The 24,458-nt window shown below is 62.3% G+C and carries 20 protein-coding genes; 12 read left to right on the top strand and 8 right to left on the bottom strand.

The features are described from left to right. Positions 1-264: 264 nt before the first annotated feature. Positions 265-1,218 (top strand): GlxA family transcriptional regulator, encoded by a 954-nt coding sequence (locus BLW71_RS33270; RefSeq protein ID WP_091807207.1) that lies wholly within the window; start codon positions 265-267, stop codon positions 1,216-1,218. A 232-nt stretch (positions 1,219-1,450) separates the two neighbouring features. Further along, positions 1,451-1,780, top strand: coding sequence for a DUF4148 domain-containing protein (locus BLW71_RS33275; protein WP_091807209.1), 330 nt, complete (start codon positions 1,451-1,453; stop codon positions 1,778-1,780). Between the two features lie 320 nt (positions 1,781-2,100). Here the strand turns inward: BLW71_RS33275 and BLW71_RS33280 are convergent, their stop codons facing one another. Beyond that, on the bottom strand, positions 2,101-3,339 hold the full coding sequence (locus BLW71_RS33280; protein ID WP_091807210.1) for a LysR family transcriptional regulator: 1,239 nt from the start codon (positions 3,337-3,339) through the stop codon (positions 2,101-2,103). 501 nt (positions 3,340-3,840) lie between these two features. Between BLW71_RS33280 and BLW71_RS33285 the strand changes: the two genes are divergently transcribed. The 5 genes from BLW71_RS33285 to BLW71_RS33305 all read left to right on the top strand — a co-directional run bounded on the left by BLW71_RS33285 (position 3,841) and on the right by BLW71_RS33305 (position 9,210). After that, positions 3,841-5,136, top strand: a complete 1,296-nt coding sequence (locus BLW71_RS33285) for a gallate dioxygenase (RefSeq protein WP_091807212.1) — start codon at positions 3,841-3,843, stop codon at positions 5,134-5,136. Positions 5,137-5,362: 226 nt separating this feature from the next. Further along, positions 5,363-6,712, top strand: coding sequence for an MFS transporter (locus BLW71_RS33290; RefSeq protein ID WP_091807214.1), 1,350 nt, complete (start codon positions 5,363-5,365; stop codon positions 6,710-6,712). A 65-nt stretch (positions 6,713-6,777) separates the two neighbouring features. Next, complete coding sequence (locus tag BLW71_RS33295) at positions 6,778-7,803, top strand: amidohydrolase family protein (protein ID WP_091807216.1); 1,026 nt, start codon at positions 6,778-6,780, stop codon at positions 7,801-7,803. Positions 7,804-7,805: 2 nt separating this feature from the next. Next, positions 7,806-8,489, top strand: a complete 684-nt coding sequence (gene ligK / locus BLW71_RS33300) for a 4-carboxy-4-hydroxy-2-oxoadipate aldolase/oxaloacetate decarboxylase (protein WP_091807218.1) — start codon at positions 7,806-7,808, stop codon at positions 8,487-8,489. A 31-nt stretch (positions 8,490-8,520) separates the two neighbouring features. Beyond that, positions 8,521-9,210, top strand: coding sequence for a substrate-binding domain-containing protein (locus tag BLW71_RS33305; protein ID WP_091807220.1), 690 nt, complete (start codon positions 8,521-8,523; stop codon positions 9,208-9,210). A 31-nt stretch (positions 9,211-9,241) separates the two neighbouring features. Here BLW71_RS33305 and BLW71_RS33310 read toward each other — a convergent pair whose 3' ends face one another. After that, positions 9,242-10,123 (bottom strand): transporter substrate-binding domain-containing protein, encoded by an 882-nt coding sequence (locus tag BLW71_RS33310; protein ID WP_091807222.1) that lies wholly within the window; start codon positions 10,121-10,123, stop codon positions 9,242-9,244. A gap of 39 nt (positions 10,124-10,162) precedes the next feature. On the opposite strand from BLW71_RS33310, the gene BLW71_RS42440 reads away from it, so the two are divergent. From BLW71_RS42440 to BLW71_RS33340, 5 genes are all read left to right on the top strand, one after another. Beyond that, a complete protein-coding gene (locus BLW71_RS42440) occupies positions 10,163-10,732 on the top strand; it encodes a hypothetical protein (RefSeq protein WP_286162178.1) in 570 nt (189 codons plus the stop codon). Positions 10,733-10,930: 198 nt separating this feature from the next. After that, a complete protein-coding gene (locus tag BLW71_RS33320) occupies positions 10,931-13,090 on the top strand; it encodes an ATP-binding protein (RefSeq protein ID WP_091807226.1) in 2,160 nt (719 codons plus the stop codon). Then, positions 13,087-14,739 carry a response regulator gene (locus BLW71_RS33325; RefSeq protein ID WP_091807229.1) on the top strand — a complete coding sequence of 551 codons (1,653 nt, stop codon included), beginning with the start codon at positions 13,087-13,089 and terminating at the stop codon, positions 14,737-14,739. The genes BLW71_RS33320 and BLW71_RS33325 overlap by 4 nt, the downstream gene beginning before the upstream one ends. Further along, positions 14,714-15,346: a response regulator gene (locus BLW71_RS33330; protein WP_091807231.1), complete on the top strand. Its 633-nt coding sequence runs from the start codon at positions 14,714-14,716 to the stop codon at positions 15,344-15,346. The genes BLW71_RS33325 and BLW71_RS33330 overlap by 26 nt, the downstream gene beginning before the upstream one ends. Positions 15,347-15,762: 416 nt before the next feature. Further along, the gene (locus tag BLW71_RS33340) at positions 15,763-15,972 is read left to right on the top strand and encodes a hypothetical protein (protein ID WP_091807236.1); all 210 of its coding nucleotides are present in this window, start codon (positions 15,763-15,765) and stop codon (positions 15,970-15,972) included. 42 nt (positions 15,973-16,014) lie between these two features. Here the strand turns inward: BLW71_RS33340 and BLW71_RS33345 are convergent, their stop codons facing one another. The 6 genes from BLW71_RS33345 to gabD form a co-directional block, all read right to left on the bottom strand. Further along, positions 16,015-16,875: a DUF6566 family protein gene (locus tag BLW71_RS33345; RefSeq protein ID WP_286162179.1), complete on the bottom strand. Its 861-nt coding sequence runs from the start codon at positions 16,873-16,875 to the stop codon at positions 16,015-16,017. 820 nt (positions 16,876-17,695) lie between these two features. Beyond that, positions 17,696-18,064 carry a hypothetical protein gene (locus BLW71_RS33355; RefSeq protein ID WP_143048416.1) on the bottom strand — a complete coding sequence of 123 codons (369 nt, stop codon included), beginning with the start codon at positions 18,062-18,064 and terminating at the stop codon, positions 17,696-17,698. Between the two features lie 101 nt (positions 18,065-18,165). After that, positions 18,166-19,704, bottom strand: a complete 1,539-nt coding sequence (locus tag BLW71_RS33360; protein WP_091807244.1) for a methyl-accepting chemotaxis protein — start codon at positions 19,702-19,704, stop codon at positions 18,166-18,168. Positions 19,705-19,902: 198 nt separating this feature from the next. Continuing rightward, positions 19,903-20,835: a hypothetical protein gene (locus BLW71_RS33365; protein WP_091807246.1), complete on the bottom strand. Its 933-nt coding sequence runs from the start codon at positions 20,833-20,835 to the stop codon at positions 19,903-19,905. Positions 20,836-20,974: 139 nt separating this feature from the next. Further along, positions 20,975-22,570 carry a methyl-accepting chemotaxis protein gene (locus BLW71_RS33370; RefSeq protein WP_091807248.1) on the bottom strand — a complete coding sequence of 532 codons (1,596 nt, stop codon included), beginning with the start codon at positions 22,568-22,570 and terminating at the stop codon, positions 20,975-20,977. A 421-nt stretch (positions 22,571-22,991) separates the two neighbouring features. Next, positions 22,992-24,452, bottom strand: coding sequence for an NADP-dependent succinate-semialdehyde dehydrogenase (gabD, locus tag BLW71_RS33375; RefSeq protein WP_091807250.1), 1,461 nt, complete (start codon positions 24,450-24,452; stop codon positions 22,992-22,994). Positions 24,453-24,458: the final 6 nt, after the last annotated feature.

The raw sequence follows: 24,458 nt of genomic DNA on the forward strand, positions 1-24,458 counted from the left end.
ATGCCTGAACTGCACGATGACGTAACGTTAATGCCCCATATTCCGCGCAAAGCGACCGCCAGCGACCGGTTCTTGCTTCCACGCGACTATGAGGGAAAACCAGCGGCGCTTCGTCTTGCAGTGCAACAGCGGGTGGTACAGCGGGTGCAACAGCGCCGCGGCGGGATTTTTGACGCGCCTTGCCCACTTGCGTGCTGCTTGCTAGGCTCGCCGCAAGCCCGCGTCCGCCCGCGTTTTCGTCTCTCCTGATCGAGTGTTTGCACGATGCCCGAAGATATGTCGTTCCTCTTGTTGCCGGGCTTTTCGGCGATCGGCTTCATGTCGGCGGTGGAGCCGTTGCGGGTGGCCAATCGCTTTCAGGGCGATCTGTACCGCTGGCGCATTCTGAGTGTCGATGGCGCGCCGGTGGCCGCCAGCAACGGCATTTCGATCAACGCCGATGCCGCCATCGGCGACGTGGCCGCGGCGCAAACGCTCTTCGTCGTCGCGGGCTTCGAGCCTCTTGCCTGCTATACGCGTGCGCTGGGGGATTGTCTGAAGCGACTGGACCGCGCGGGGGCGACGCTCGGTGGTATCGACACCGGCAGTTTCGTGCTCGCCGAAGCCGGCCTGCTGGGCAGTGCGGACAACGTGACCGTGCACTGGGAAGCGCTGTCGGCGTTCCGCGAGCGTTATCCGTCGCTGGACGCCAGTCAGGAGCTGTTCGAAATCGGCGCGCGGCGCATTACGTGCGCGGGCGGCACCGCATCGATCGACATGATGCTCGACCTGATCGGCCGCGAGCATGGCGCCGCGCTGGCCTCGGCGGTGTCGGAGCAATTCGTGGTGAGCCGGATCCGCCAGCGCTCGGATCATCAGCGCATGGAGATCGCCGCGCGTTACGGCGTGCACAACCGCAAGCTGATTCAGGTGATCGGCGTGATGGAACAGCATATGGAGGAGCCGCTCGCGCCGGATCGGCTCGCGCAGGAGATCGGCGTGACGCGGCGTCAACTCGAGCGGCTCTTTTGCGCCTCGCTGAAAGACACGCCGACCCATTTCTATCTGCAGTTGCGCCTCGCGCGTGCGCGCGAGCTGCTGCAACAGACCGACATGTCGATTACTTCGATTTGCGTGGCATGCGGATTCGAGTCGCCCTCGCATTTTTCGCGCACGTACCGCGCGCGCTTCGGCGCGAGCCCGAGAAGCGACCGGCAGCCTTCCATGGGGCCGGCGTAAAGGCGCTGAAGCGCCAACGCGAGTCGAGAGGGGACGGGCGGTACAAAGGCCGGCGAATTGCCGCCGTCGGAGAGGCAATTCGCCGGCCCGCGACGCAATTATCCCGATTATCGCAACAGTGAATTAGGTGATTGGGGGTTTACCCTAAATAGACTGACTCCTAGACTGTGTTCATCCGCTGCAGACAAACCGATTCGCAGCGTGGCAAAAACAATCTCTGGAGGTAGTTATCATGAAATCCCTGATCGAAGCCGCTGTCATCGCCGCACTCATCACCGCACCGCTCGCCGCTTTTGCTCAATCGAATCAGCCGGTTACGCGCGCGCAAGTGCGCGCTGAGCTGGTTCAGCTGGAAAAGGCCGGCTACAACCCGGCCACCGCGAGCGACCCCCAATACCCGGCTGATATTCAAGCTGCCGAGGCTCGTGTAGCCGCGCAAAACGGCGCCGTCCAAACCAGCGGTTATGGTTCGGCCACGAATGGTTCGTCGCAGGCCGGCAGCCGTTCGGAAACGACCCGCAGCTCGTATTCGGCTCCTGTCGTCAACTACAGCCACAACTGATTTCGACGTGAGTGCGTAATAGCTCGCTCCATCCGCGTGTGCGGCAGCCGACAAGGATCGGCTTCCCGCCCACGGCGATCACGACGGCTTTCGTACTGACTGCAGTGTGGTTCCGGCTACGCCGGAAAGTATCTGATCGATGACTCGCTGATTCCCTGGAGAGTGCTCCAGGGAATCAGCGAGTCTTTCTGTTTCTCCGCGGACTGTTCTCGCCAAATCCTCCCCCTGAAAGTCCGCGATGCAGCGCGCGAACTTCCATGTTTTTCGGAATTGGCGAATCGCTTTCGCCATGTCGAAAACGCCTGCCGAATTGCCGGACTTCAGCCACTGTGTGTGCGCATCACGTCTACAACGGACACGCGGATCGCATCGATCAAAGCTCGCGCGGCCGGGGACGGGCTGCCGGTCGAGCGCATGGTCAAGCCGATGTCGCGTCGCGTGTTGTGTAACTTGACGTCGAGAATCGCCAGTTGTCCGGACTGAATTTCCAGTTGCAATTGGTGGGCCGACAGCGCGGCAATCATGTCCGTGTCGAATAGCAGACCGCGAATCACTGCCAGGTCCGCAGTTTCCACGGTCGGCACAGGCGGTTTGACCTTCATTCGCCTGAACTGTTTTTCGAAGAGCGCAAGAGCCGGTGCGTTGCTGCGCGGGAGGATCCACTGTGCGTCGCGCAGGTCCATGATGCTGAGATCGCGCGCATGAGCGAGCGGATGATCGCGGCGTACGAGCAGCGCCATGTCGGACGACATCAATCGCTCGTTCTTCAGGCCACTCGCGGCGTCGTTCTCCCGTAGCGCGCCGAGGATAAAGTCGACGTCACCCGCGCGCAGGTCTGCAACGAGCGCCTCGTAGGCACTTTCGTTCGTGATGGTGCGCACACCTGGATTTTCCCTCGTCATCCGTGCGATCGCTTTTGGCAGGATCAGCGTGCGTCCGAGCGGCAACGCACCGACTGTCACCGTGCCTTGAATCTGACCGTGCGTTGCCGCGACGTCGTCGGGTACATGCCTTAGTTCGTTCAACGCGCGACGCACGCGCAGCAGAAACGCTTCGCCTTCTGTCGTGAGAAGGATGCCGCGCGGGCTACGATGAAATAAAGTCAGACCGGAGCCGCTTTCCAGCACGCGAATCGCGGTGCTCACGGCTGGCTGGCTGATGCCGAAGGTCCTCGCTGCGCTGGGCATGTGCCGATGGCGGGCGAGCGCCGCAAACAGTTGCAGCCGCCGTGTGTTGAGCAGATAAGCCGGCAACGCGCCCTCCGCCGCGGCGCGGCGGCGTGCCTGCCGCGCCGAGCACCACTGCGCGAGTTCCTCCAGTTCGGCAAAAATCCGCTCGCAACGTTTGAGAATCGCCCGGCCGACTGGCGTTGGAAGCATGCCCGACGGACTGCGGACAAAGAGCGGCTCGCCGAGTGCCGACTCGAGTTCCTGGACAGACCGAGTGACGGCCGATTGGGCGCGAAACAGGGCGGCGGCGGCACGCGTGGCGCTGCCCGTGTCGGCGACCATTCGGAATGCGCGCAATTGCGAGAGGTTGAGAAGTTCGTGGCTGCTCATGGACGGGGCCGTGTTCTGGAATTCCGAATTGCGATTTGGTTCATAAGGCATCTGTTCTGTTTATCGCGCCCGGACGGTCCCAGCGGGATCCATTGTTGAAGCTTTGCCGGTGTGGGATTACAAAAACCCTTGTCGCAGCGCGCTTCGCGGCACTTGCCGCGCAAGCGAAGAGTCGGTAATGGCCATCAATTATCCAACTTTGGTGGTAATGGCGGTGGTTTCCGCACCCTTCCTTCGAGCAGGCTTACTCCCTATATTTGTATCCGAAAGCCTGTGCGGAAGATAGCCGCGCCGGTTACCCGACCCATCTGGTTTCGCGGGAGTATGGGCGGCGCAAGGAAAGGGGTGTAAGCGAATCGCGGGATGATGGTTGGCGGTATCCAGGTCGCGACGACTTAGGGTGAGCCCCATCGTTGCCGGACCGCCCTAGCCGTATTCTCCGCGCTCGCCACCTGAGGCGCCTCGATGGGCGGTCATCTGAGATTTCTGAGGAGTATGGGCATGGCACGGATCATCGGAGGCATCGCGGCCTCGCACACACCAACCATTGGCTTTGCTTTCGACAAGAACAAGCGCGACGATCCGGTGTGGGCTCCGATCTTCGAGAATTTCGCGCCGCTGGCGGACTGGCTCGCGCAGAAGCGTCCTGACGTGCTGCTGGTTATCTATAACGACCATGTCACGTCGTTCTTCTTCGACCACTATTCGGCGTTCGCGCTAGGCGTGGGGCCTGAGTGGAAGGTCGCCGACGAGGGAGGGGGCGCGCGGGATCTGCCGCCTATCAGCGGACATCCGGGCCTGGCCACGCACATCGGCACGTCGCTCATGACCGACGAGTTCGATATGTCCTTCTTCCAGAACAAGGCGCTCGATCACGGCTGTTTCTCGCCTCTATCGATGCTCTGCCCGCATACCCCCGAATGGCCCGTGAAACTCGTGCCGTTGCAGATGGGTGTGCTGCAAGTGCCAGTGCCGAGCGCGCGGCGCTTTTACAAGCTTGGCCAGGCACTAAGGCGTGCGATCGAGAGTTACCCGGAGGATCTCAAGGTCGCGATCGTCGCAACGGGCGGCCTGTCGCATCAGGTTCATGGGGAGCGCGCCGGCTTCAACAACACGGAATGGGACCAGCGCTTTCTCGATCTTTTCGAACGCGATCCCGAGCAACTTGCTGATATGACGATTGCCGAATATGCGGAACTGGGCGGGTTCGAGGGCGCTGAAGTGATCATGTGGCTCACGATGCGGGGCGCGTTGCCGTCGAGCGTCGTATGCAAGCATCGCAGCTACTACTTGCCGTCGATGGCGGGCATCGCGACCGCCATCTATGAAGGCGAGGAAGGTGAGACGAAACCTTCCATTCTGGAGCGCCACCGGCAACGGATGGCGACGCAGCTTGCCGATATCGAGAAGCTCGAAGGCACCTATCCGTTCACGATCGAACTCGCCGTGAGGGCGTATCGGATCAACGATTATCTTCACCGGATGGTGGAGCCGGCCCATCGCGAGGCCTTCCTGAGCGATCCCGAGGCAAGTTTCGAAGCGGCCGCGCTGACCGAAGAGGAGAGAGACCTGATCCGTCGCCGGGATTGGCGCGGCATGCTGCACTACGGCGTTATCTTTTTCATGCTGGAGAAGCTGGGCGCCGTGACAGGCGTATCGAATCTTCACATCTACGCCGCCATGCGCGGGGAAACGCTGGAAGCTTTCCAGCGCACGCGCAATGCGCCCGGCGCGCTGTATTCGGTGGCGGGAAAAACCGCCAGAAAACTTGACTGGGACAGCCCGAAGAAAGAGTGAGCTGAGAACAGGCGCAGTTGACCGGGATCGCATGGCAACCATGCAAGCGGTAATTCCGCGACGCAGACACAGATCAACAACACAAACAGTTCCGATGGCGCGTTGAGCCGCGCCACTCAGGCCATCGTTCGAGTGGGCCTTTAAACCCGCTTTGGCGTTGCCGTTGCGGAGCCGTTCGCGATCGTTGCGTCGGGCGAGACATATAGGAAGGAGACAGGAGTCAACAATGACTAACGGAAGAACGATTGATATCAAGGCGTTTATCGACGGGCGATCCATTTCGCCTTACCAGTGGCTGCTGGTGGCGCTGTGTTTCCTGGTCGTGACGGCGGATGGCATGGACGTGGCGATCATGGGCTTCGTGGCGCCTTCGATCATTCACGACTGGGGGATTTCGCGACCCGCGTTCGGTCTGGTGATGAGCGCGGCGCCGCTCGGCCTCGTGATCGGCGCTCTCGGGGCGGGGCCTGCTTCGGACCGTGTGGGCCGTAAGTGGGTGTTGATTACTTCTGTTTTCCTTTTCGGTGTGTTCACGATAGCGACCGCCTTCACCCGGTCGCCTATGGAAATGGCCACGCTGCGTTTGCTGACCGGCATTGGTCTTGGCGCCGCGATGCCCAACTCGACCACGCTGCTTTCGGAGTACGCACCTCAGCGCAAGCGGTCACTGTTGATCACCATCATGTTCACTGGTTTCAATCTGGGTTCGGCCTTGATCGGTTTTGTTGCCGGCTGGCTCATTCCCGACCATGGTTGGCGTTCGGTATTGATCTTTGGTGGCGCTCTGCCGCTCGCCTTGATCCCCTTGCAGGTGTGGCTGCTACCGGAATCGGCCCGTCTCCTGGCGGTGCGCGGCGCGTCGCCCTCGCGTATCGGCGCGACTCTGGGCCGGGTGTGCGGTGAGCGCTTTACAGGCGACGAGGTTTTTGTTTCCAGCGAGCCCCCGTTGCCGACGCGCAAACCGATCGGCGTGCTCTTTTCGCACGGCTACGGCTTCATGACCGTGGCGCTTTGGGCGACCTATTTCATGGGCCTGCTCGTGATCTATCTGTTGATGGGCTGGCTGCCCACGCTCATGAAAGATGCGGGGCTGACCGTCACGTCGGCGGCCAACGTGACGGCGATGTTTCAGATCGGCGGAACGATCGGCGCGGTTCTTGTCGGCTGGATGATGGACAAAGTGCGGCCGGCGCCGGTCATCAGTGCGGCCTATCTCGGCGGCGGTCTGTGTGTTCTTGCGCTTGGATGGATCGGCGCTTTGTCGTCCTCGCTGGCGTGGTTCGTGTTTGCAGCCGGCTTTTGCATGAGCGGCGCGCAGACCGGGTTGAACGCGTTTGCGCCAGGCCGCTACCCGACGCTCGCACGTGCTACCGGCGTGAGCTGGATGTTGGGCATGGGGCGATTCGGCAGCATCTTCGGCTCGGCAATAGGCGGCGCGCTGCTCGGCCTCGGCTTGCAGTTCAGCGCGATTCTCCCGCTGCTTGCGGTGCCCGCAACGCTGGCTGCGGTGGCCATCCTGCTGGCCCAGCGGGTCAGGGTAAGCGAGCCGGCCGCGCAGCCCAACACGGCGCACTGACCAGGTAATCGAGCGATGCCACGTCCGGCATTGCGGCAACAATTCAAACGCTGTTCGGAGTCACGATGATCATCGACATTCACGGCCACTACACAACGGCACCCAAAGCACTGGAAATGTGGCGCAACCGCCAGATTGCGAGCATCAACACTCCTTCGGAAGTGCCCAAAGTTTCCGAATTGCAGATCGGCGACGACGAACTGCGCGAATCGATCGAAAGCAACCAGTTGCGCCTGATGCGCGAACGCGGCCTCGATCTCACGATCTTCAGCCCGCGCGCCAGTTTCATGGCGCATCACATCGGTGATTTTCAGGTCTCCAGCACGTGGGCGGCGATTTGCAACGAGTTGTGCTTCCGTGTGAGCCAGTTGTTTCCCGATCATTTCATTCCGGCTGCAATGCTTCCGCAAAGCCCCGGCGTGGATGTCGCCACCTGCATTCCCGAACTCGTCAAATGCGTGGAGCAGTACGGCAACGTGGCGATCAATCTCAATCCGGACCCGTCGGGCGGTCACTGGACCAGCCCGCCGCTGTCCGATCGCTACTGGTATCCGATCTACGAGAAGATGGTCGAGTACGACATCCCCGCAATGATTCACGTGAGCACGAGTTGCAATGCGTGTTTCCACACAACGGGCGCGCACTACCTGAACGCCGACACCACTGCGTTCATGCAATGCCTCACGTCGGACCTGTTCCGCGATTTCCCAACGCTGCGCTTCGTGATTCCGCACGGCGGCGGTGCGGTGCCGTACCACTGGGGACGCTTTCGCGGACTCGCACAGGAATTGAAGAAGCCGCTCTTGAAGGACCACCTGCTCAACAACGTCTTCTTCGACACCTGCGTCTATCACCAGCCGGGCATCGATCTGCTGACGCGCGTGATTCCCGTGGACAACATTCTGTTTGCAAGCGAGATGATCGGCGCCGTGCGCGGCATCGATCCCGAGACGGGCAATTATTTCGACGACACCCGGCGCTATATCGAGTCCGCGCAGATCGATACGGACGAGCGGTACAAGATTTATGAAGGCAACGCGCGGCGCGTTTATCCGCGCCTCGATGCAGCATTGAAAATGAAGGGGCTTTGATCATGTATGAATTAGGCGTGGTGTATCGCAACATTCAGCGAGCACAGAAGGATGTCGCTGCGAATCTCGGTGCGCTTGGGACGGCCACCGTGCACGAGGCAATGGGTCGCGTCGGCCTGCTCAAGCCATACATGCGGCCGATTTACGCGGGTGCGCGCGCCCATGGCACGGCGGTCACGGTTCTGTTGCAGCCCGGCGACAACTGGATGCTGCACGTCGCCGCCGAACAGATCCAGCCGGGCGATATTGTCATTGCCGGTGTCACGGCCGATTGCACGGACGGCTATTTCGGTGATCTGCTGGCAACGAGCTTCAAGGCACGCGGCGCGCAGGGGCTCGTCATCGATGCGGGCGTGCGCGACGTAAGCGTGCTGGCCGACATGCAATTCCCGGTCTGGAGCAAAGCGATTTCCGCCAAAGGGACGATCAAGGCCACGCTCGGCTCGGTGAACATTCCGGTGGTGTGCGCCGGAGCGCTGGTGAATCCCGGCGACGTCGTCGTCGCGGATGAAGACGGCGTCGTGGTGGTCCCCGCGGCGTCGGCGCAGAAGGTGCTCGACAAGGCGGCGGCGCGCGAAGCCAATGAGGCCGAGAAGCGCGCGAAGCTCGCTGCCGGCGTGCTCGGTCTGGATATGTATCGCATGCGCGAGCCCTTGCAGGAAGCAGGGCTGCGCTATATCGACTGAAAAGGCGTGTAACTTGGCTATCGATCAAACCATGGGGCAGACGGTCACCGTTATCTCATCAATGGCGACCCGGAATGTGCTCGCCGATCTCGCCGAACGATACGCGCAGGATTCGCGGCAATCGGTGTCGGTCGAATCGGTAGGCGGCGTCGATGCTGCCCGGCGTGTGATGGACGGTGAGCCGTTCGATGTCGTCGTGCTGGCGGCCGACGCAATCGACCGGCTGGCGGCGGCCGGCCGGATCGTGGCGGGCAGTCAGAGGGAGATCGCCCGCTCTCACGTGGCAATCGCCGTGGCGGCGGGCGCGGCGCATCCCGACATCTCGACCGGACCCGCCGTACGCAGTGCGATTCTGGCTGCCCGCAGTATCGGCCATTCCACCGGACCGAGCGGTTCGCATCTGTTGCGGCTTTTCGAGCGCTGGGGCATCGCAGGGACTATCGCGCCGCGCGTTGTGCAGGCTCCGCCGGGCGTGCCGGTAGGCTCACTCGTCGCGAGCGGTGAGGTGCAACTCGGTTTCCAGCAATTGAGCGAATTGATGCACCTGCCCGGCCTTGATGTGGTGGGGATCCTTCCGTCTGATATTCAGGTCGTCACCGCTTTTTCAGCCGCGGTTTGCGTGGCGTCCACGCAAGCTGCGCAGGCACAGGCATTCGTTTCGTTCCTTGCGTCGCCCCTTGCGGCGTCTGTCAAGCTGGTGCACGGCATGGAGCCGGCGTGAACATCCGCCGCGTATATGGAGTCTCGAATCGTCAGCTCATCCAGTACTTGTCTGGAATTCTGCGGTCCGCTTCGGAAAGGAAAGGGTTGTCGAGCGTAAAGGTCAGGCGCGATCCGATCTTTGCACGTGTCAGCGCATCCTGAATGTAATGATGGGAGTTGAACAGTCGCATGTAGGCGCCATTGCGATACGCAGTGGTAAGCCCGCTTTCGATCGCCTCCGCCAATGCTTCGTGGCCCGAGGCGACATAGAAGATGAAATCCGATCGGTATTTCAACAGGAGCCGGTTCTCGACCACGAGATCGGGCTCCTGGTGCTGACGGCCATCGAGTTCAGTAAATGCTTCAACTAAGCCGCGCGGGAAATAGTCGACCCGGCCACCCTGGGTCATCTCGAACATCGTGTCATAGGTCGAAGTCTGAACGTTCAGGCCGGCTGCCTTCAGGATATCCGTATCGATCCACCCCAGTCCCTGCCCGCACATGAATGCTTTCAGATCGGAGAAGCGTTCGACCTTGTCGAAATCCGCTTGCCGATCCTTTCGGATGATGAATAGCCGGTGGCCAATCAGTCCACGATGAATCGGAATCCGCACGACATTCCTGCCGCGCTCGGCTTGCGCCTCCATACTCGTCCAGTGCAGATTGATCATGTTGTCGGGGCCGGCCAGTTCGGCTAGCGCCCGACCGCGCTCCATTTCGATGTCGGCTGCCCGCAACGTGTACGAAACGTTTGTTGTCTTCATGGCCAGATCGAGCACGGCGAGCGCAAACGCGGCGTGCACGTCGCGGGCGGGCCGAATGCGGGGATAGACAATGTCGAAGTGGACGGGAGAGTCGGCAGGCGCGGCACGCGCGCGCAGCGTGCTGCCCGCCGCAGCCAGCGCTGCCAGTACAAAGCGCCTGCGATCCATGGATGGTCGGTTTCTCGAAACAGCAGTGGTGCGCTCGGATTGGCGCTTGTCCGCACAGATTCTCGCCTGAGCGGTTTTTCATCCTGCCACGTCCTGCCTTTACTTACAAATCGTGTAATCCCGTTGTTAGGGTGCAGCGGGCATTCAGGATTTCCTGACGGCATCTTCAGCGGATCGGAAGGGCTTTTTTCCGGGCTTCCTGACTGTGTGCCGGTCCCGGCCTCCTTAGGATGGTTTATCGAAATCGTCTATATCAACGGTCCCGTTATGAACGGTCATTCAGAAAGCCGCGAAATCGCGGTTGAATTCCTCGACACCGCGTGCGAGCGGCTGTTCGACATCTGGTGTGAAAGCAGAAGCGTCATACCGCTCAGCTACCTGCTGCACTGCTGGCCATTGCCGGATAGGGGGTACGCGTCCGTGAAGCGGTTGTCCGACGGATTGCGCGAGCTGCGGATGTCGAACCCCCATGCGCTCGGTGGCCGCATCCGGCCGATCCTCGCGGAGGTCACCTCATGCATCGATGAGATCCTGCAGTATCCGCGGATCTGCTTGCCGCGAGCGGTCAACGATTCGCCGGCTGTCGCGACGGACATGTACGTCAACTAGACTTTCGTCAGAATAATCAGGACGCGTTTCACCGGGAACGAGCACCGGGCGGATCGACAAATGAGAGTGACTGGCTGACTGGGGCAGGCAAACGTTGAAGCGCCACCCTGCGAAAGCGCTGGCCGACCGTTCAGAGCCCGTGTAGCGGCAACGAGTGCAGAATAGACGAAACTAGAACCGTAGCACTCGCGGGGAAGCATGAAGCACAACCTCTTCGACGCATGGTGGAGTTTGATCAGCCGCTTCAGGAGCAGCCTTGTATCACGGCTTCTCGTCACCGTGCTGCTCGTCAGCTGCGCGGTCACGGTGTTGCTGACCGGGCTGCAGCTTTACCGCGACTACGAGCAGGGCGTGAAGCAGATCGACAATCGCCTTGTGGACATTGACCGCAGTAGTCGCGACAGTCTGGCGGAAGCGCTCTGGCGACTCGACGATGCGCAACTGCAACTGGAGTTGAACGGCATTCTGCGTCTCGCGGATATCCGTGCCGTGGAAATTCGCGAGGCGGGGAAAGCCGGTCAATCTGCCTACCTGAGTGCGGGTCAACGCTCCGCCGGTCCCGTCATGGCTCGCGAGTTTCCGCTCTTCTACAGGGTGCAGGGCAAGGAGCGCGAGATCGGCAAGCTCTACGTGGAGGCGACGCTGCTCGACCTCTACCGGCAGTTGAAGCGGACCGCCGCGACGATTCTGATCACGCAGGCCGCCAACACTTTTTTCGTCTCGCTGTTCATCGTCTACATCCTGTCCCGTCTTGTGATGCGGCACGTCGCGGCCATTGCGCGTACGGTGGAGAACTACGATTTTCGTGAACCGCCCAGGCCGTTCAGCCTCCAGCGCCGCAAACGGCGTGAGCCGGACGAACTCGACCGTGTGGCGGCCGCATTCAATGCGATGGGCGCGCGGCTTCACTGCGCGTATCGCGACGAGCAGAATACGGCGGCTGAACGCGAAGCACGCAATCTGGCGGAAGCGGCCAATCGGGCCAAAGGCGAGTTCCTGGCGAACATGAGTCACGAGTTGCGCACACCGCTGAACGGTATTCTCGGCTATGCGCAGATTCTCGAGTGCGATGCCACGTTGAGCGAGCGGCAGCGAGAACGTGTGGCGGTCATCCGCCATAGTGGCGAGCATCTGCTGACGTTGATCGAAGACACGCTTGATTTCGCGAGGATCGAAGCGGGCAAGCTGAGAGTCGAAATAAACGATGTGCCGCTGGCGGGGTTTGTCGATGCCATTCGGGACATCATCGAAGTAAAAGCCGAGCAGAAGCATCTCGACTTCATCTGCGAATTCGCGGACGATGCGCCCGACGGCGTGCGTGCCGATGAGCGACGCTTGCGGCAGGTCATGCTCAATCTGCTTGCCAACGCCGTCAAGTTCACCGACTCCGGTTGCGTGAGCCTCCTTGTCTCCAGATCAGAGGCAAACCGCGTCCGTTTCGAAGTGCGCGACACGGGGGTGGGCATTGGTCACGATCAACTGAATACGATCTTCGAGCCCTTCGAACAACTGGGCGCGGCTGAGCGGCGAGCAGGCGGGACCGGCCTCGGCCTCGCCATCAGCCGTGAGTTCGTGCGTGCAATGGGCGGCGAGATCGAGGTGGAAAGCCGCCTCGGGCAGGGCAGTACTTTCCGCTTCGAACTGCCGCCCGCGAGCGTGACGCCCGTGTTGCGCAAGACAGCGGCCCCAGCGTCGCTCTCGTCCACGGCGACGGGCTATGAGGGGCCGCGCAGGAAGGTGCTGGTCGTCGACGATATCGAGGTCAATCGTGCGATCGTTGTAGACCTGCTAGGCCGTCTCGGCTTCGACACCGTCGAGGCGCAAGACGGTCGCGATGGGTTCGAGACGGCGCAACGCGAACGACCGGCACTCATTCTTACGGACATCGTGATGCCCGAAATGAACGGCCTTGAATTGACGCGCAACCTGCGACAATCGCAGGGGTTCGCTCATGTTCCGATCATTGCCATGTCCGCCAGCCCTTCCGGGATCAACAAGGCGATGAGCATGGAAGCGGGCGTGAACGCGTTCCTGCCAAAGCCGGTCGACCTCGAAGCGCTGCTGGCGCAGATCGCCACGCTACTTGGGCTGAGGTGGATCCATGCGTCGCCGGCCGAGCGTGACGTGACGCCGGAGGTTAGCCTCGCAGCCGTGCCCCGGCGGCAGATGGAAGAATTGCATCATCTTGCGCGCCTTGGCGATATGCATGAAATCATCGCGTGGGCCGAGAACCTGGCGGCGCGCGATTCGCGTTATGGCTCTTTCACGGGGCAACTCTGTGCACTGGCTCGCAACTATCAGTCGAAGTCGATTCTCCATCTGGTCGAACGGTATCTGACTCTCGAGGGCAAGCCATGAACGAGCCCAACGCGGAGGCCCGAGAACGGCCGACGATCCTCATCGCCGACGACACGCCGGCGAATTTCGGCGTGGTCGTCGACAGTTTGACGGACCGCGGCTTTCGGGTGCTCATTGCGCTCGACGGCGAAGAGGCGCTGGAGCGTGCGCTGTTTTCCGCGCCAGACCTGATCCTGCTCGATGTGAAGATGCCGGGAATCGACGGCTTCGAGACTTGCCGGAGGCTCAAGGCGGACCCGCGCACGCGCGATATCGCGGTCATTTTCATGACCTCCTTGACGGGCGCGGAAGACATGGTCGAGGGTTTCTCGGCCGGGGGCGTCGACTACGTGGCGAAGCCAGTCCGTGTCAACGAAATGATGGCGCGCATCGAGACGCATCTCGCGTTGCGCGTGATGCACCGGCAGCTTGTCGTGCAGAACCGCCAGCTCATGAACGAGGTGGCGGTGCGCCACGAGGCCGAGGCCGAATTGTCGCGCGCGCGCGACGCGCTCGAGCAGACGGTCGAGCAGCGCACGAGGCAACTCGCGGAGTCGAATGCGCGGCTGTCCGCTCAGGTGGACGAGCGCCGCCGGGCGGAAGCGAAGTTGCAGGCGAGCGAAGCGCGTTTTCGCACGATTGTCGAAACCAGCCCGATTCCGCTGTGCATCACGTCGATGCCCGACGGCGTCATTCTGTACGCGAATGAGCCGTTGCGAAAACTGGTCGGTCTCGATACGGGCATGGGCCCGTTGACCAACATCGTCGATTTCTATATGGATGCCGGCGACCGTGACCGGCTCCTGTCGCATCTGCGCACGGAGGGCAGTTTCAGCAACAGCGAAGTGCATATGCGGCGCGCCGACGGCTCGCCGTTCTGGGCCATGGCGACCGCGCGCGTGGCGACCTTCGGCGATGCCCCGGCGATCTACGTCGGTCTGAACGACATCACGTCGCGCAAGCGTATCGAGCAGGAGTTGTTCGAATCGCGCAATCAGTTGCGCGAGTTGTCCGCGTACATGGAGGCGATTCGCGAGGAAGAGCGCAAGCGCATCGCCATGGAGATTCACGATGAACTCGGCCAATTGCTGACCGCGCTGAAAATGGATGTCTCCCTGCTGAAAATGCGTCTCGGCACCGATCCGGAGGCGATGCGCAAAGCCGACGACATGCGCGAACTCGTCGAAAAGACCATCTGGATGGTCCGCAATGTCGCGAACCATTTGCGGCCGGTGGCGCTCAACTTCGGGGTCGTGTCGGCGCTGGAATGGCTGGTGGAGGATTTCATGCGGCGCCATGGCATTCTTTGCCAGTTGCACATCAACGGGGGGGAACCCGTGCTGCCGGAGGCTTGTGCCACAGCCGTATTCCGGATCGTTCAGGCTTCGCTCACCAACGTCGGTCGCCACGCGCGGGCAACGCGTGCCGACGTGACGCTGACTAGCACGGCGGCGGCGCTCGAACTGCACGTGAGCGACGACGGCTGCGGATTCGATCCATCCATGGCGCGTACGGGTTATTCGTACGGACTGCTGGGCATGCAGGAGCGCGCCCGCCTGATCGGCGGCGCGATGAGTATCGACAGTGCGCAGGGCATGGGCACCGCGATTTCCATTCACATTCCGCTTACAGGCGCAGCAGAAAATGATCGACGTCCTGATTGCCGATGATCACGCCGTGGTGCGTGGCGGCCTGAAACAGATTCTCGCGACGACCACGGATATCGTCGTCGCCGCCGAGGCCGCACAAGGTTCGGAAGTGCTCGATCGGCTGCGTACGCGGCGGTTCGATCTGGTGCTGCTGGACATGACGATGCCCGGCATCAGCGGGGTCGATCTGATTCGGCGAGTGCGTGCCGAGCAGCCGTCCTTGCCGATTCTCGTGCTGAGCATCCACAACGAGGCACAGGTCGTGTCGCGCGCGCTGCGCGCGGGCGCGACGGGCTATGTGACGAAAGACAGCGATCTTGACGTGCTGCTCGCGGCGATCCGCAAGCTGGCGGGAGGCGGGCGTTTCATCGACCCGAAGCTGGTCGACGCGATGGTCTTCGAAACGCATTCCGGCGACGCGCCGCCGCATGAAGTGCTATCCGACCGTGAATTCCAGGTGTTGCAGATGCTGGCGGCCGGCCAGAGCATCAACGAGATTGCCGAGTCGTGTTCGCTCAGCGCCAAGACCATCAGCACTCACAAGATGCGGCTCATGCAGAAACTTGGCCTGAACAACAACGCCGAGCTGATCCGCTATGCGATCAGGCACGGTCTGGTGACAGAGTAACGAAGTGACGGTGCCGGTAGGGAAATCCTGAGGCGCGAAGCAGCGTTTCCCGAATCAACAATCCGGCGCTGCTGACTGAAGAAACCTCGCCGTTGTCCCACGATTGGCAAATGGAAATCTGACGTGCGGGGGCAGATGTGGATGCGACGAAAAGCTCACTACGCGGACTGCGCGAGAAATTACTGGCGACGGCGGGCGCGCTTCCGGTCCGTGTGCTCACGCTGCATGGTTCGGCGGACGGTCTGACTTGCCGCGTATGCGTCGAAATCAGGCGACCGGATGGACCGATCCTGCTGTTCTTTTTCCGGCACAGCGACGGTACGTGGCACGTATTTCCGCCGGCAGAGAAACTGTGCAGAATGCGCTTCGAGCCGCTCGTCTGATGACATGAACGAGGCCGGACAAAGGAGTCATCGATGAACGCAGACAAACTGGGGACCTTGTCGGTGCACGAAGCGGCATTGCGCGCGTGGCTGAGCGAATGGTACGACCACGCCTTCGCGACGGGCTTCATCCGGCCGCCTTTCATACTCGACGACGCGACCGCATTGAGGCTCGAAGGTTACTTCGACGTGGGATTGACGCCCGCGGAGGGTGTCAAGGCCATTTTCGGCGTGGTGCATTGACTCGCCAGGGGCGCCGGAGCATCCGGCGCTTTCGGGAGCGGATCACCCCGAGCATTTTCTTTGTTGGCGAACATCGCTGTTCGATTCTGCGGCGTCGTCGCCGCTTTCGCCGCTTTCGCCGCATTCCTCGTCGATCCATTGCCGCGCCCATTCGAGCGCGTATTGCTGCGCCGTCTCGCGGTGTTCGAAGCTCGGACCGATCAGCCCGGAGCGTGCGACGCGCTTTTTGTCACGCACGATCTCGGCCCATCCGCGGAAATGCGCGTTGGCCAGTCGATCGGCGGAAACGTGGATCACGTAGCCGCGCGGGTCGGATTCGGTCTGGCCTTTGGACGCGAGGGTCGTCCATGGCGAGGCGGGCCGTTGCATGGTGTGTGGGCGAGTCACCGGTGCGCACGATTCGACGCACCCGGGTACGGGATCCCCTGCATTCAGGGAATTCGGGAGTTGCCGCGCAATATGCCTGAACGTATCGGCGGTATGGGACGACTGCCATGCCTCGCGCGGTGTTTGCCAGGACGCCTGCTCCCTCCAGAACACCCGGCGAAAACCATCTTCCCACGTCTCTCGATCGATGCGGCGCGATGAGGCATCGCGGCGCTCCAGTGTGAACTGCGGACCGCACCGGAACTTGCGTCCAGTGCTCGAAAGAATCCGGTACATCTGCGCCAGGGCGCCGCTCGAACGCCACGCCTCGAAGCGGTGCCGGCAGGTCGGCGCCGACGGATAGTGGCTCGGCAACATCGACCAGGATTCGCCGGTCGTCAGCACCCACACCACGGCGTTCGCCACGACGCGAACCTGCGCGCGTGGCCGGCCGCGCTGCCGGTGAGAAATGGGAGGATCCGCGAGGATAGGCGCGAGCAGCAGCCATTCTTCGTCACTGATTTCGTCGAAATGCACGCTGTCCTCCACATACCCATTGCTTTGGGCGAACACGGGTGTCTGCGTTGCCGCTACAAACCGCTCGTCAGCCACGTTGGCAGTGACGACAGGATCAGCAGGTCCTCGACACAATCCGATAGTTCGCATACCTCCTGAAACGAGGCGTCGCTGGAATCGTGCGGATGTTGCCGTCTGAGCTCGCGTAGAGCGTTGCCAAGACGCCGGAGAGCGTCGGGCTCGCTGTTCATCATCGGCCAGCCTTGCAACAGATACGTCAGCGGCGCGACGCTTCTGGTCTCGCACCACCGGTCGAAGAGGCATAAGCACATTGCGTTGATGTGCTCGATCGAATTTTCTCTCTCTGACAGATACGGAACCATGGCAACACTCGGATGAAGGCAATTGACGTGCATTCATCCTATGCGGCCACTTTTCGCGGTGCAGTCAGGGGATCAAGAAAATGTGGGCGGTAGATGCTGAACTACGGGTCAGGGAATCCTTACTCGCGGGACTTCCCGGCGGGGCGACTTGCCGCGTCGGACGCCTGTTTGACCCAATTCATTGACAGGGGGCTGGTATAGACGCAACTGCGGCACGTATTCACTCGCCGGTCGGCCGGAGCGTGCAAACGAAATTAGACGGGGGAAGTGCACAAGGGCGTCGAGTCGAGACGCCATTGACGAACATAGAGGAACCGGATCGACGCCGCGTTGGCCCCGACGATCAGACGGGGGTTTCCCCGAACGGGATTTCATTGACCGGCCCGCGCGCGGGCTTGCAGCGCGCTTGAGGGTAACGCCGGTTGCGAATGCGTTACCCCTTGGATTTCGGTGGCAGGTCAGGCGCTGGTATTGATCACCGAGCCGGCCGCGCCGCCCTGTGTCGCACCGGCGCCATGCACTGGCGAAGACGAAGAACTGGCCAATGCGCTCACCGTACTGCCTGCGGCAGGTACATGAAGGTGATGCACGCTTTTTCCAGAGCCGCTCTGCGATGTTGTTGCCGACTTCAGATGCGCCGCAAAACTCGACTGGCTGGATTCACCTGTGCTGCTTTTGCCTGTTAGCATCGACAGCCCGGAACTGATGGCGCTGCGTACGCCGCCGAGCAGGGTGGATGCTGCACCGAGTGGAATCATATTCACATCCATCAGAATGGGGTAATGGAAATACCTGCGCTTGCGGACTATACCTTGTTTTCTTTCCACATGGAGGCGGCCCTTTACTCCATGGAGACGCTTCGCGAAACGGCGTACTGGGTGCGTGGATTGCGACAAATGCCGCGTTCGCCAGCAACCGTTCCAACGTGCTACTGAATACGGAATGTGCCGACCATCGTCTGCAACCGCGCGGCCTGCTCATCGAGCGATGCCGCGGCGGCTGCCGCCTGTTCGACCAGTGCCGCGTTTTGCTGCGTCACCTCGTCCATCTGCGACACCGCACGATTCACCTGCTCGATACCGGTGCTCTGCTCGATCGACGCAGCGGCGATTTCGCCCATGATGTCGCTCACGCGCCGGATCGACTCTACGATCTCGCTCATCCGTTCGCCCGCGACCGCCACCTGATCCGTGCCGTCGTCAACGCGCGCCACGGACGAATGGATCAGCTCCTTGATATCCTTCGCGGCCGCCGCGCTGCGTTGCGCGAGCGTGCGCACTTCGCCCGCGACCACCGCAAAACCGCGCCCTTCCTCGCCGGCCCGTGCCGCTTCCACCGCTGCATTGAGCGCGAGAATGTTGGTCTGGAACGCGATGCCTTCGATGACCGTAATAATTTGGCCAATTTTGCGCGATTCGTCGGCGATGCTCTGCATCGTGCCGATCACCTCATCGACCGCATTGCCGCCGCGCTGGGTGGCATCCGTCGCGAGCACCGCCAACTGGCTCGCCTGCCGCGCGTTGTCGGCATTCTGCTTCACGGTTGCCGTCAACTGCTCCATGCTCGCCGCCGTCTCCTGCAAGGAAGCAGCCTGCTCTTCGGTGCGTTGCGACAGATCGGTGTTGCCTTGCGCGATTTCACCCGAGCCGGTCGCAATCGAATCGCTCGAATGCTGAATGCCCTTCACCAGTTCACACAACTGCAGCCGCATCTGGCTCAACGCGTACAGCAAACTCGAGCGGTCGCCCGGCTCCAGCTTGATCGCGGCGGCCAGATTGCCCGACGCGATTTGCGCCGCAAACGCCGCGGCATCGGCCGGTTCGCCGCCCAATTCACGCTTCACGCTACGCGTCATGACCCACGCCATGCTGCCAACCGCGGCAAAGATCGCAAGCGAAATCACGATCAGCATTTTCGCGAGTTTCCAGTACGCCGCGCTAATGTCGTCATAGAAGAACCCCGTGCCGATCCACCATTGCCATGCCGGAATGGCGACCACGCCTTGCAGCTTGCCGACGAGCGGGGCGTCCTGAGAGCGCTTGATCAGCACGTCCACCAGTGCAATGTGATTCTTTGCAAGTCCCTGCTGATACGCCTGCGTATCGGTGAGATCGCCAGATGTGGTCTTGTTGCCGCCGGTTTTGGTGCCGACGAGACTCGGGTTCGGGTGGACCAGATTGACGCTGTCGGTATTCGTCACCCAGTAGTAGCTCTGGCTGTTCGCGTTCAGCTGACTGAGCGCCGTTTTGGCGGCAGCCTGCGCGTCGTCGCGGCTCATCTTGCCGCTCGCTTCGAGCGACTGGTAATACAGCACGAGGTGTTCCGCTTTGGTCAGCAGCGTTTCAATCTGCGCCTGACGGCTCTCGATCAGGGCATGGTCGAGTTGCGACAGCGCGATCGCAGCGATGCTGACGACACCTGCCAAGGCGGTGCCGACAATCAAAATCAGTTTGGTCGAAATTTTCATAGGGATCTAGCCGGCCGCGGGCATGCAAAATTAACCGTATGGTACATATAACGACCGGCGGCCCTTGAACCTTTAGCTTTTTTTGGGGCGGGCAGGCATGACGACCCATTCCCCGCGCACGTCGCAACCTGCGGCCGCGATGGGCGGAGCCGACCGGGGCTGTCCCTCACTGCGGGCGGCAGCGACCTGCCGCGCGACCTACTGCGCGGTCTGCTGACGTTGATACTCGTTGTGCTTCATTTGCAGGTAGTCGGCGCGGCTGACCTCGTGCAATTGCCGCGGATACTGCTCGGTCGCATCGAACCAGTCGGTGAGGCGTTTGTCGAGGCGGGCGTTGGGCGGGCTGGCAAGCGCACCGAGATAGGCGTCGATGGCAAGGTAATAGCGCATGGTATTGCGCTCCACCAGACCGCGCACGCCGCCGATAAATTGCGACTTGCCCGTCGACGGATCCGGCGCGGAAGAAAAACCAACCTTGTCGCTGCCGAGCGTTGCCAGATAGGTTTTCATCGCAATCCGTCCCGCCGTGCCGTAACCGTAGGCGTAGGTCAGATGGATAAAGGTGCGGTTATCGCCCACGGGTATCGCCTCCATCACGATACGGTAGTCTTTCGTGCTCAGCGGCCCCGCGGCGGCGGAGAGTTCCACGCGAAGATAATCGGGGCTGCTCGCGACCGGGTGATAGTTGAATTGCACGCGGTAGGACGAGGAAAGCGATTCCTCGGTTTTCTTGCCGATGTTCACCGCGAGGACCGCGCCGCTCGCGCTCGTCGATGCATGGCAGTATTTGGTGTTCTGGTGCAGGATCAGCACGTCGCACCAGTTGGCCGGCCCCTGAGCCGGGTCGTTGAGCGTAGCGTTGACCGCCTGGAACGGATAGTCGAGCACACCGTAAATATCGCCCTTGAGTGCCGAGGGCAACTCCTGCGATTCGAGGTACAGCGGTCGCTGGAACGGGTTGTGAGCCAGTTGCTGCGTCAGGCTCCGGTATTTGTCACCCAGGCTCGCCGCGTTGTCGGCGGCTTGCGCGAAGGCGCTCTGGGAAAGGCAGCAGAACACCGCCAGCGTCGCGGCCATCAGCCACTGTCGCGCGCTCCGGTTGCCGGCTGGGGATTTGACAAGCCTACCCATGGACATGCTCCTTCTCCTCGCTCAGGTTGCGGGGCGCCGTGCATGGATCGGATCGTGGCGCGCCGGTTGCCTCCGCATTCTTGCAGCCGGCGGCGTGGTTTGTACATCCGTAATCGCGGCTGTCTTGCAACCGGCCGGATTAGACGGATAGTACCGGTGCGTCGCCGCTCGTGCCGGCTTCGGCGTCCACATGGAAGGCGCCGGCCGCGCGTTGCAGGCTCGTTGCCTGCTCCTTCAGCGACTGTGCCGCGGCTGCCGCCTGCTCGACGAGTGCCGCGTTCTGCTGCGTCATGCTGTCCATCTGCGTGACCGCGAGGTTCACCTGGTCGATGCCGGCGCTTTGCTCGGCGGCCGCCGCCGCGATCTCCTGCACGACGCCGGTCACGCGCATGATCGCGTCGCGCGCCTGGTCGATCGTCGAACCGGTGTTTTCGACCAGGGTCGCGCCGCTGCCGACGCTGTCCACCGCACGACTGATCAACTGGCGGATTTCCTTTGCCGCGGTCGCGCTGCGCTGCGCGAGGCTGCGCACCTCGCCCGCGACGACCGCGAAACCGCGGCCCTGTTCGCCCGCGCGCGCCGCTTCGACCGCCGCATTCAATGCGAGGATGTTGGTCTGGAACGCAATGCCTTCGATCGTCGCGATGATCTCGACCATGCGGCCCGATTCGTTCGAGATGGCTTTCATTGCCGAGACGGCTTGCCCGATCATGTCGCCGCCGCGGTTGGCGATATCCGCCGCGCTGGCCGCAAGCCCGCTCGCGGTACGCGCGTGGTCCGCAGTCTGGCGGACCATCGCTGCCATCTGCTCCATGCTCGACGCCGTTTCCTGCAACGAGGCCGCCTGGTTCTCGGTGCGCGACGACAGATCCGCATTGCCGTTCGCGATCTCGTTCGCGCCGCACGCGACGTTGTCCGAGGCGTGCTTGATCTGCCGGACGGTGCCCGTCAGCGCATCGCGCATTCGCTGCATGACGTGCAGCAGGCTCGACGTGTCGCCGTCGCGTGTGTGGATCGCCACCGTGAGGTCGCCTGATGCGATCGCATCCGCCACGTTCGCAGCGTAGGCCGGTTCGCCGCCGACCGTGCGCACGATGCTGCGGTTCGTGAGCGCGACGAGTGTCACGAGCACCACCGACACCGCCACGAAGATCGCGCCGATCAGCCACAGCGATTGCATGAACGCAGCGTCGATGTCGTCGACATAGGCGCCGGTCGCGATGATCCAGTCCCACGGCGCATAGCGCACCACGTAGCCGATCTTGCCGACCGCCTGCGCGGCCGCCGCACCAGGATGCGGGAACACATAGTCGACGAAGCCACCTTCCGGCGCCTGCGCGACCGACGCGAACGTCACGTAATGGTGACGGCCGTCGGCATCGGCGCTGTTCGCGAGATCCTTGCCTTCGAGCGCCGGCTTGATCGGATGCATCACCATCCGCGGCGTCGAGTTGATGACGAGAAAGTAGCCGTCTTCGCCATAGCGGATGCCGCGCAGGCGTTCGAGTGCCTGCTTGCGGGCGTCCGCCTCCGGCAGCGCGCCGCTTTGCGCCAGCGCCCCGTATTCCGCCACGACGCTGAGCCCGACGTGCGCGACGTTGGTGAGGTCGTGCTTACGCTCCTCGATGCGCGTCTCGCGCGACTGCCACGCTGCCGACACCGAAACGGCCAGCAGGGCGCCGAGGCTGATGATCAGCGGCAGCCACAGTTTTTGCGTAAAACTGAGCTTGTGCATCGTGAGTCCTCTCGAAAACGAATGGAAATCGCGCACGGTTGCCGGGCGAAGCGGCGCGTGACTGGGCCCGCCGCGTGGTGCCGGTGGACTGGCCTGCGCCCGGGGCGTTCCTTTTCGAGTTATCGGCGGATGTCAGCGGAAGTTTCGTCCTGTGAAACCCTTGGTTGTGGGCGGTTTCCCCAGGCGCGTGGCAAGTGGCACGCGGTGCCTGCGCGCACGCCATGCGAGCGTTTTCGTGCAGCCCGGCAGGCTGGCAGGGGGCGTGAGCATCGCTGGCCGGACGGCAGCGCTGAATAGAGAGGTGGAGTTCGCGCGCGAACCGAGTCGCGCGCGAGGTGTATTTCACGAAGGCTACGCGCAACAGGATTCTGTCGGCGTAGCTTTCCGCGTCAGTCCAATATTCGAGCCTGGGCGGTAAGGCTCAGATCCCACCGACACACATGTACTTGATGACCACGTAATCGTCGATGCCGTAGTGCGACCCTTCGCGGCCCAGGCCCGATTGCTTGACGCCGCCGAACGGCGCGACCTCGTTCGAGATCAGGCCCGTGTTGATGCCGACCATGCCGTATTCGAGCGCTTCGGCGACACGCCAGACGCGCCCGATATCGCGGCTATAGAAATACGACGCGAGGCCGAACTCGGTATCGTTGGCAAGGCCGATCACTTCCTCGTCCGACGAGAAGCGGAACAGCGGCGCGAGCGGCCCGAAGGTTTCGTCGCGCGCGACCTTCATGGCCGGCGTGACATCCGCGAGCACCGTCGGCTCGAAGAAGCCGTGGCCGAGCGCATGACGCTTGCCACCGGTCAAGATACGCGCGCCTTTGGCGAGCGCGTCTTCGATATGCGACTCGACCTTGAGCACGGCCGCTTCATTGATCAGCGGACCTTGCGTGACGCCGTCTTCGGTGCCGCGGCCCACCTTCAGCTGTTCGACGGCGACGCGCAGTTTCTCGGCGAACGCGTCGTAGACCTTGTCGTGCACATAGAAACGGTTCGTGCACACGCAGGTCTGGCCGCTATTGCGATACTTCGACGCAATCGCGCCGGCCACCGCGGCATCCAGATCCGCGTCGTCGAACACGATGAACGGCGCGTTGCCGCCGAGTTCGAGCGACACCTTCTTGACCGTCGGCGCGCACTGCGCCATGAGCAGACGGCCGACCGGCGTCGAGCCGGTGAACGACAGCTTGCGCACGATCGGATTGCCCGTCATTTCCGCGCCAATGGCTTTCGGCTCGCCGGTCACGACGTTGAACACACCGCGCGGCACGCCGGCGCGCTCGGCCAGCACGGCGAGCGCGAGCGCGGAGAGCGGCGTGGCTTCAGCCGGTTTGACGATGATCGGGCAGCCCGCCGCGAGCGCCGGACCGACCTTGCGGGTAATCATCGCGGCCGGGAAGTTCCACGGCGTGATAGCCGCGCAAACGCCGATCGGTTCTTTCGTCACGACGATGCGCTTGTCGTTCGCCGGCGTCGGGATCGTGTCGCCGTTCACGCGCTTGCCTTCTTCCGCGAACCATTCCAGGAACGAAGCGGCGTACTGGATTTCGCCCTTGGCCTCGGCGAGCGGCTTGCCTTGTTCCGTGGTGAGGATCGTCGCCAGATCGTCGGCGTTCTCGATCATCAGGTCATGCCATTTGCGCAGGATCACCGCGCGCTGCTTCGCGGTCGTGGCGCGCCATGTGGGCCACGCGGCGTTGGCCGTGTCGATCGCGCGGCGGGTTTCCGCCGTGCCCATGCGCGGCACCGTCGCAATGACTTCGCCCGTGGCGGGGTTCTTCACTTCGAAGGTCGCGCCGTCGTCCGCGCCTTGCCATTCGCCTGCGATGTAGGCGTGCGTTTTCAGCAGCGACGGGTCTTTCAGGGTCAACGTGGTCATGTGTCG

Origin of the sequence: Burkholderia sp. WP9, from assembly GCF_900104795.1 — a bacterium.
GTDB lineage: Bacteria > Pseudomonadota > Gammaproteobacteria > Burkholderiales > Burkholderiaceae > Paraburkholderia.

Coding starts and splice junctions, on each gene's coding strand:
- BLW71_RS33270 (WP_091807207.1), top strand. CDS start 265: ATGCCCGAAGATATGTCGTTCCTCTTGTTGCCGGGCTTTTCGGCGATC.
- BLW71_RS33275 (WP_091807209.1), top strand. CDS start 1,451: ATGAAATCCCTGATCGAAGCCGCTGTCATCGCCGCACTCATCACCGCA.
- BLW71_RS33280 (WP_091807210.1), bottom strand. CDS start 3,339: ATGAGCAGCCACGAACTTCTCAACCTCTCGCAATTGCGCGCATTCCGA.
- BLW71_RS33285 (WP_091807212.1), top strand. CDS start 3,841: ATGGCACGGATCATCGGAGGCATCGCGGCCTCGCACACACCAACCATT.
- BLW71_RS33290 (WP_091807214.1), top strand. CDS start 5,363: ATGACTAACGGAAGAACGATTGATATCAAGGCGTTTATCGACGGGCGA.
- BLW71_RS33295 (WP_091807216.1), top strand. CDS start 6,778: ATGATCATCGACATTCACGGCCACTACACAACGGCACCCAAAGCACTG.
- ligK (WP_091807218.1), top strand. CDS start 7,806: ATGTATGAATTAGGCGTGGTGTATCGCAACATTCAGCGAGCACAGAAG.
- BLW71_RS33305 (WP_091807220.1), top strand. CDS start 8,521: ATGGGGCAGACGGTCACCGTTATCTCATCAATGGCGACCCGGAATGTG.
- BLW71_RS33310 (WP_091807222.1), bottom strand. CDS start 10,123: ATGGATCGCAGGCGCTTTGTACTGGCAGCGCTGGCTGCGGCGGGCAGC.
- BLW71_RS33320 (WP_091807226.1), top strand. CDS start 10,931: ATGAAGCACAACCTCTTCGACGCATGGTGGAGTTTGATCAGCCGCTTC.
- BLW71_RS33325 (WP_091807229.1), top strand. CDS start 13,087: ATGAACGAGCCCAACGCGGAGGCCCGAGAACGGCCGACGATCCTCATC.
- BLW71_RS33330 (WP_091807231.1), top strand. CDS start 14,714: ATGATCGACGTCCTGATTGCCGATGATCACGCCGTGGTGCGTGGCGGC.
- BLW71_RS33340 (WP_091807236.1), top strand. CDS start 15,763: ATGAACGCAGACAAACTGGGGACCTTGTCGGTGCACGAAGCGGCATTG.
- BLW71_RS33360 (WP_091807244.1), bottom strand. CDS start 19,704: ATGAAAATTTCGACCAAACTGATTTTGATTGTCGGCACCGCCTTGGCA.
- BLW71_RS33365 (WP_091807246.1), bottom strand. CDS start 20,835: ATGGGTAGGCTTGTCAAATCCCCAGCCGGCAACCGGAGCGCGCGACAG.
- BLW71_RS33370 (WP_091807248.1), bottom strand. CDS start 22,570: ATGCACAAGCTCAGTTTTACGCAAAAACTGTGGCTGCCGCTGATCATC.
- gabD (WP_091807250.1), bottom strand. CDS start 24,452: ATGACCACGTTGACCCTGAAAGACCCGTCGCTGCTGAAAACGCACGCC.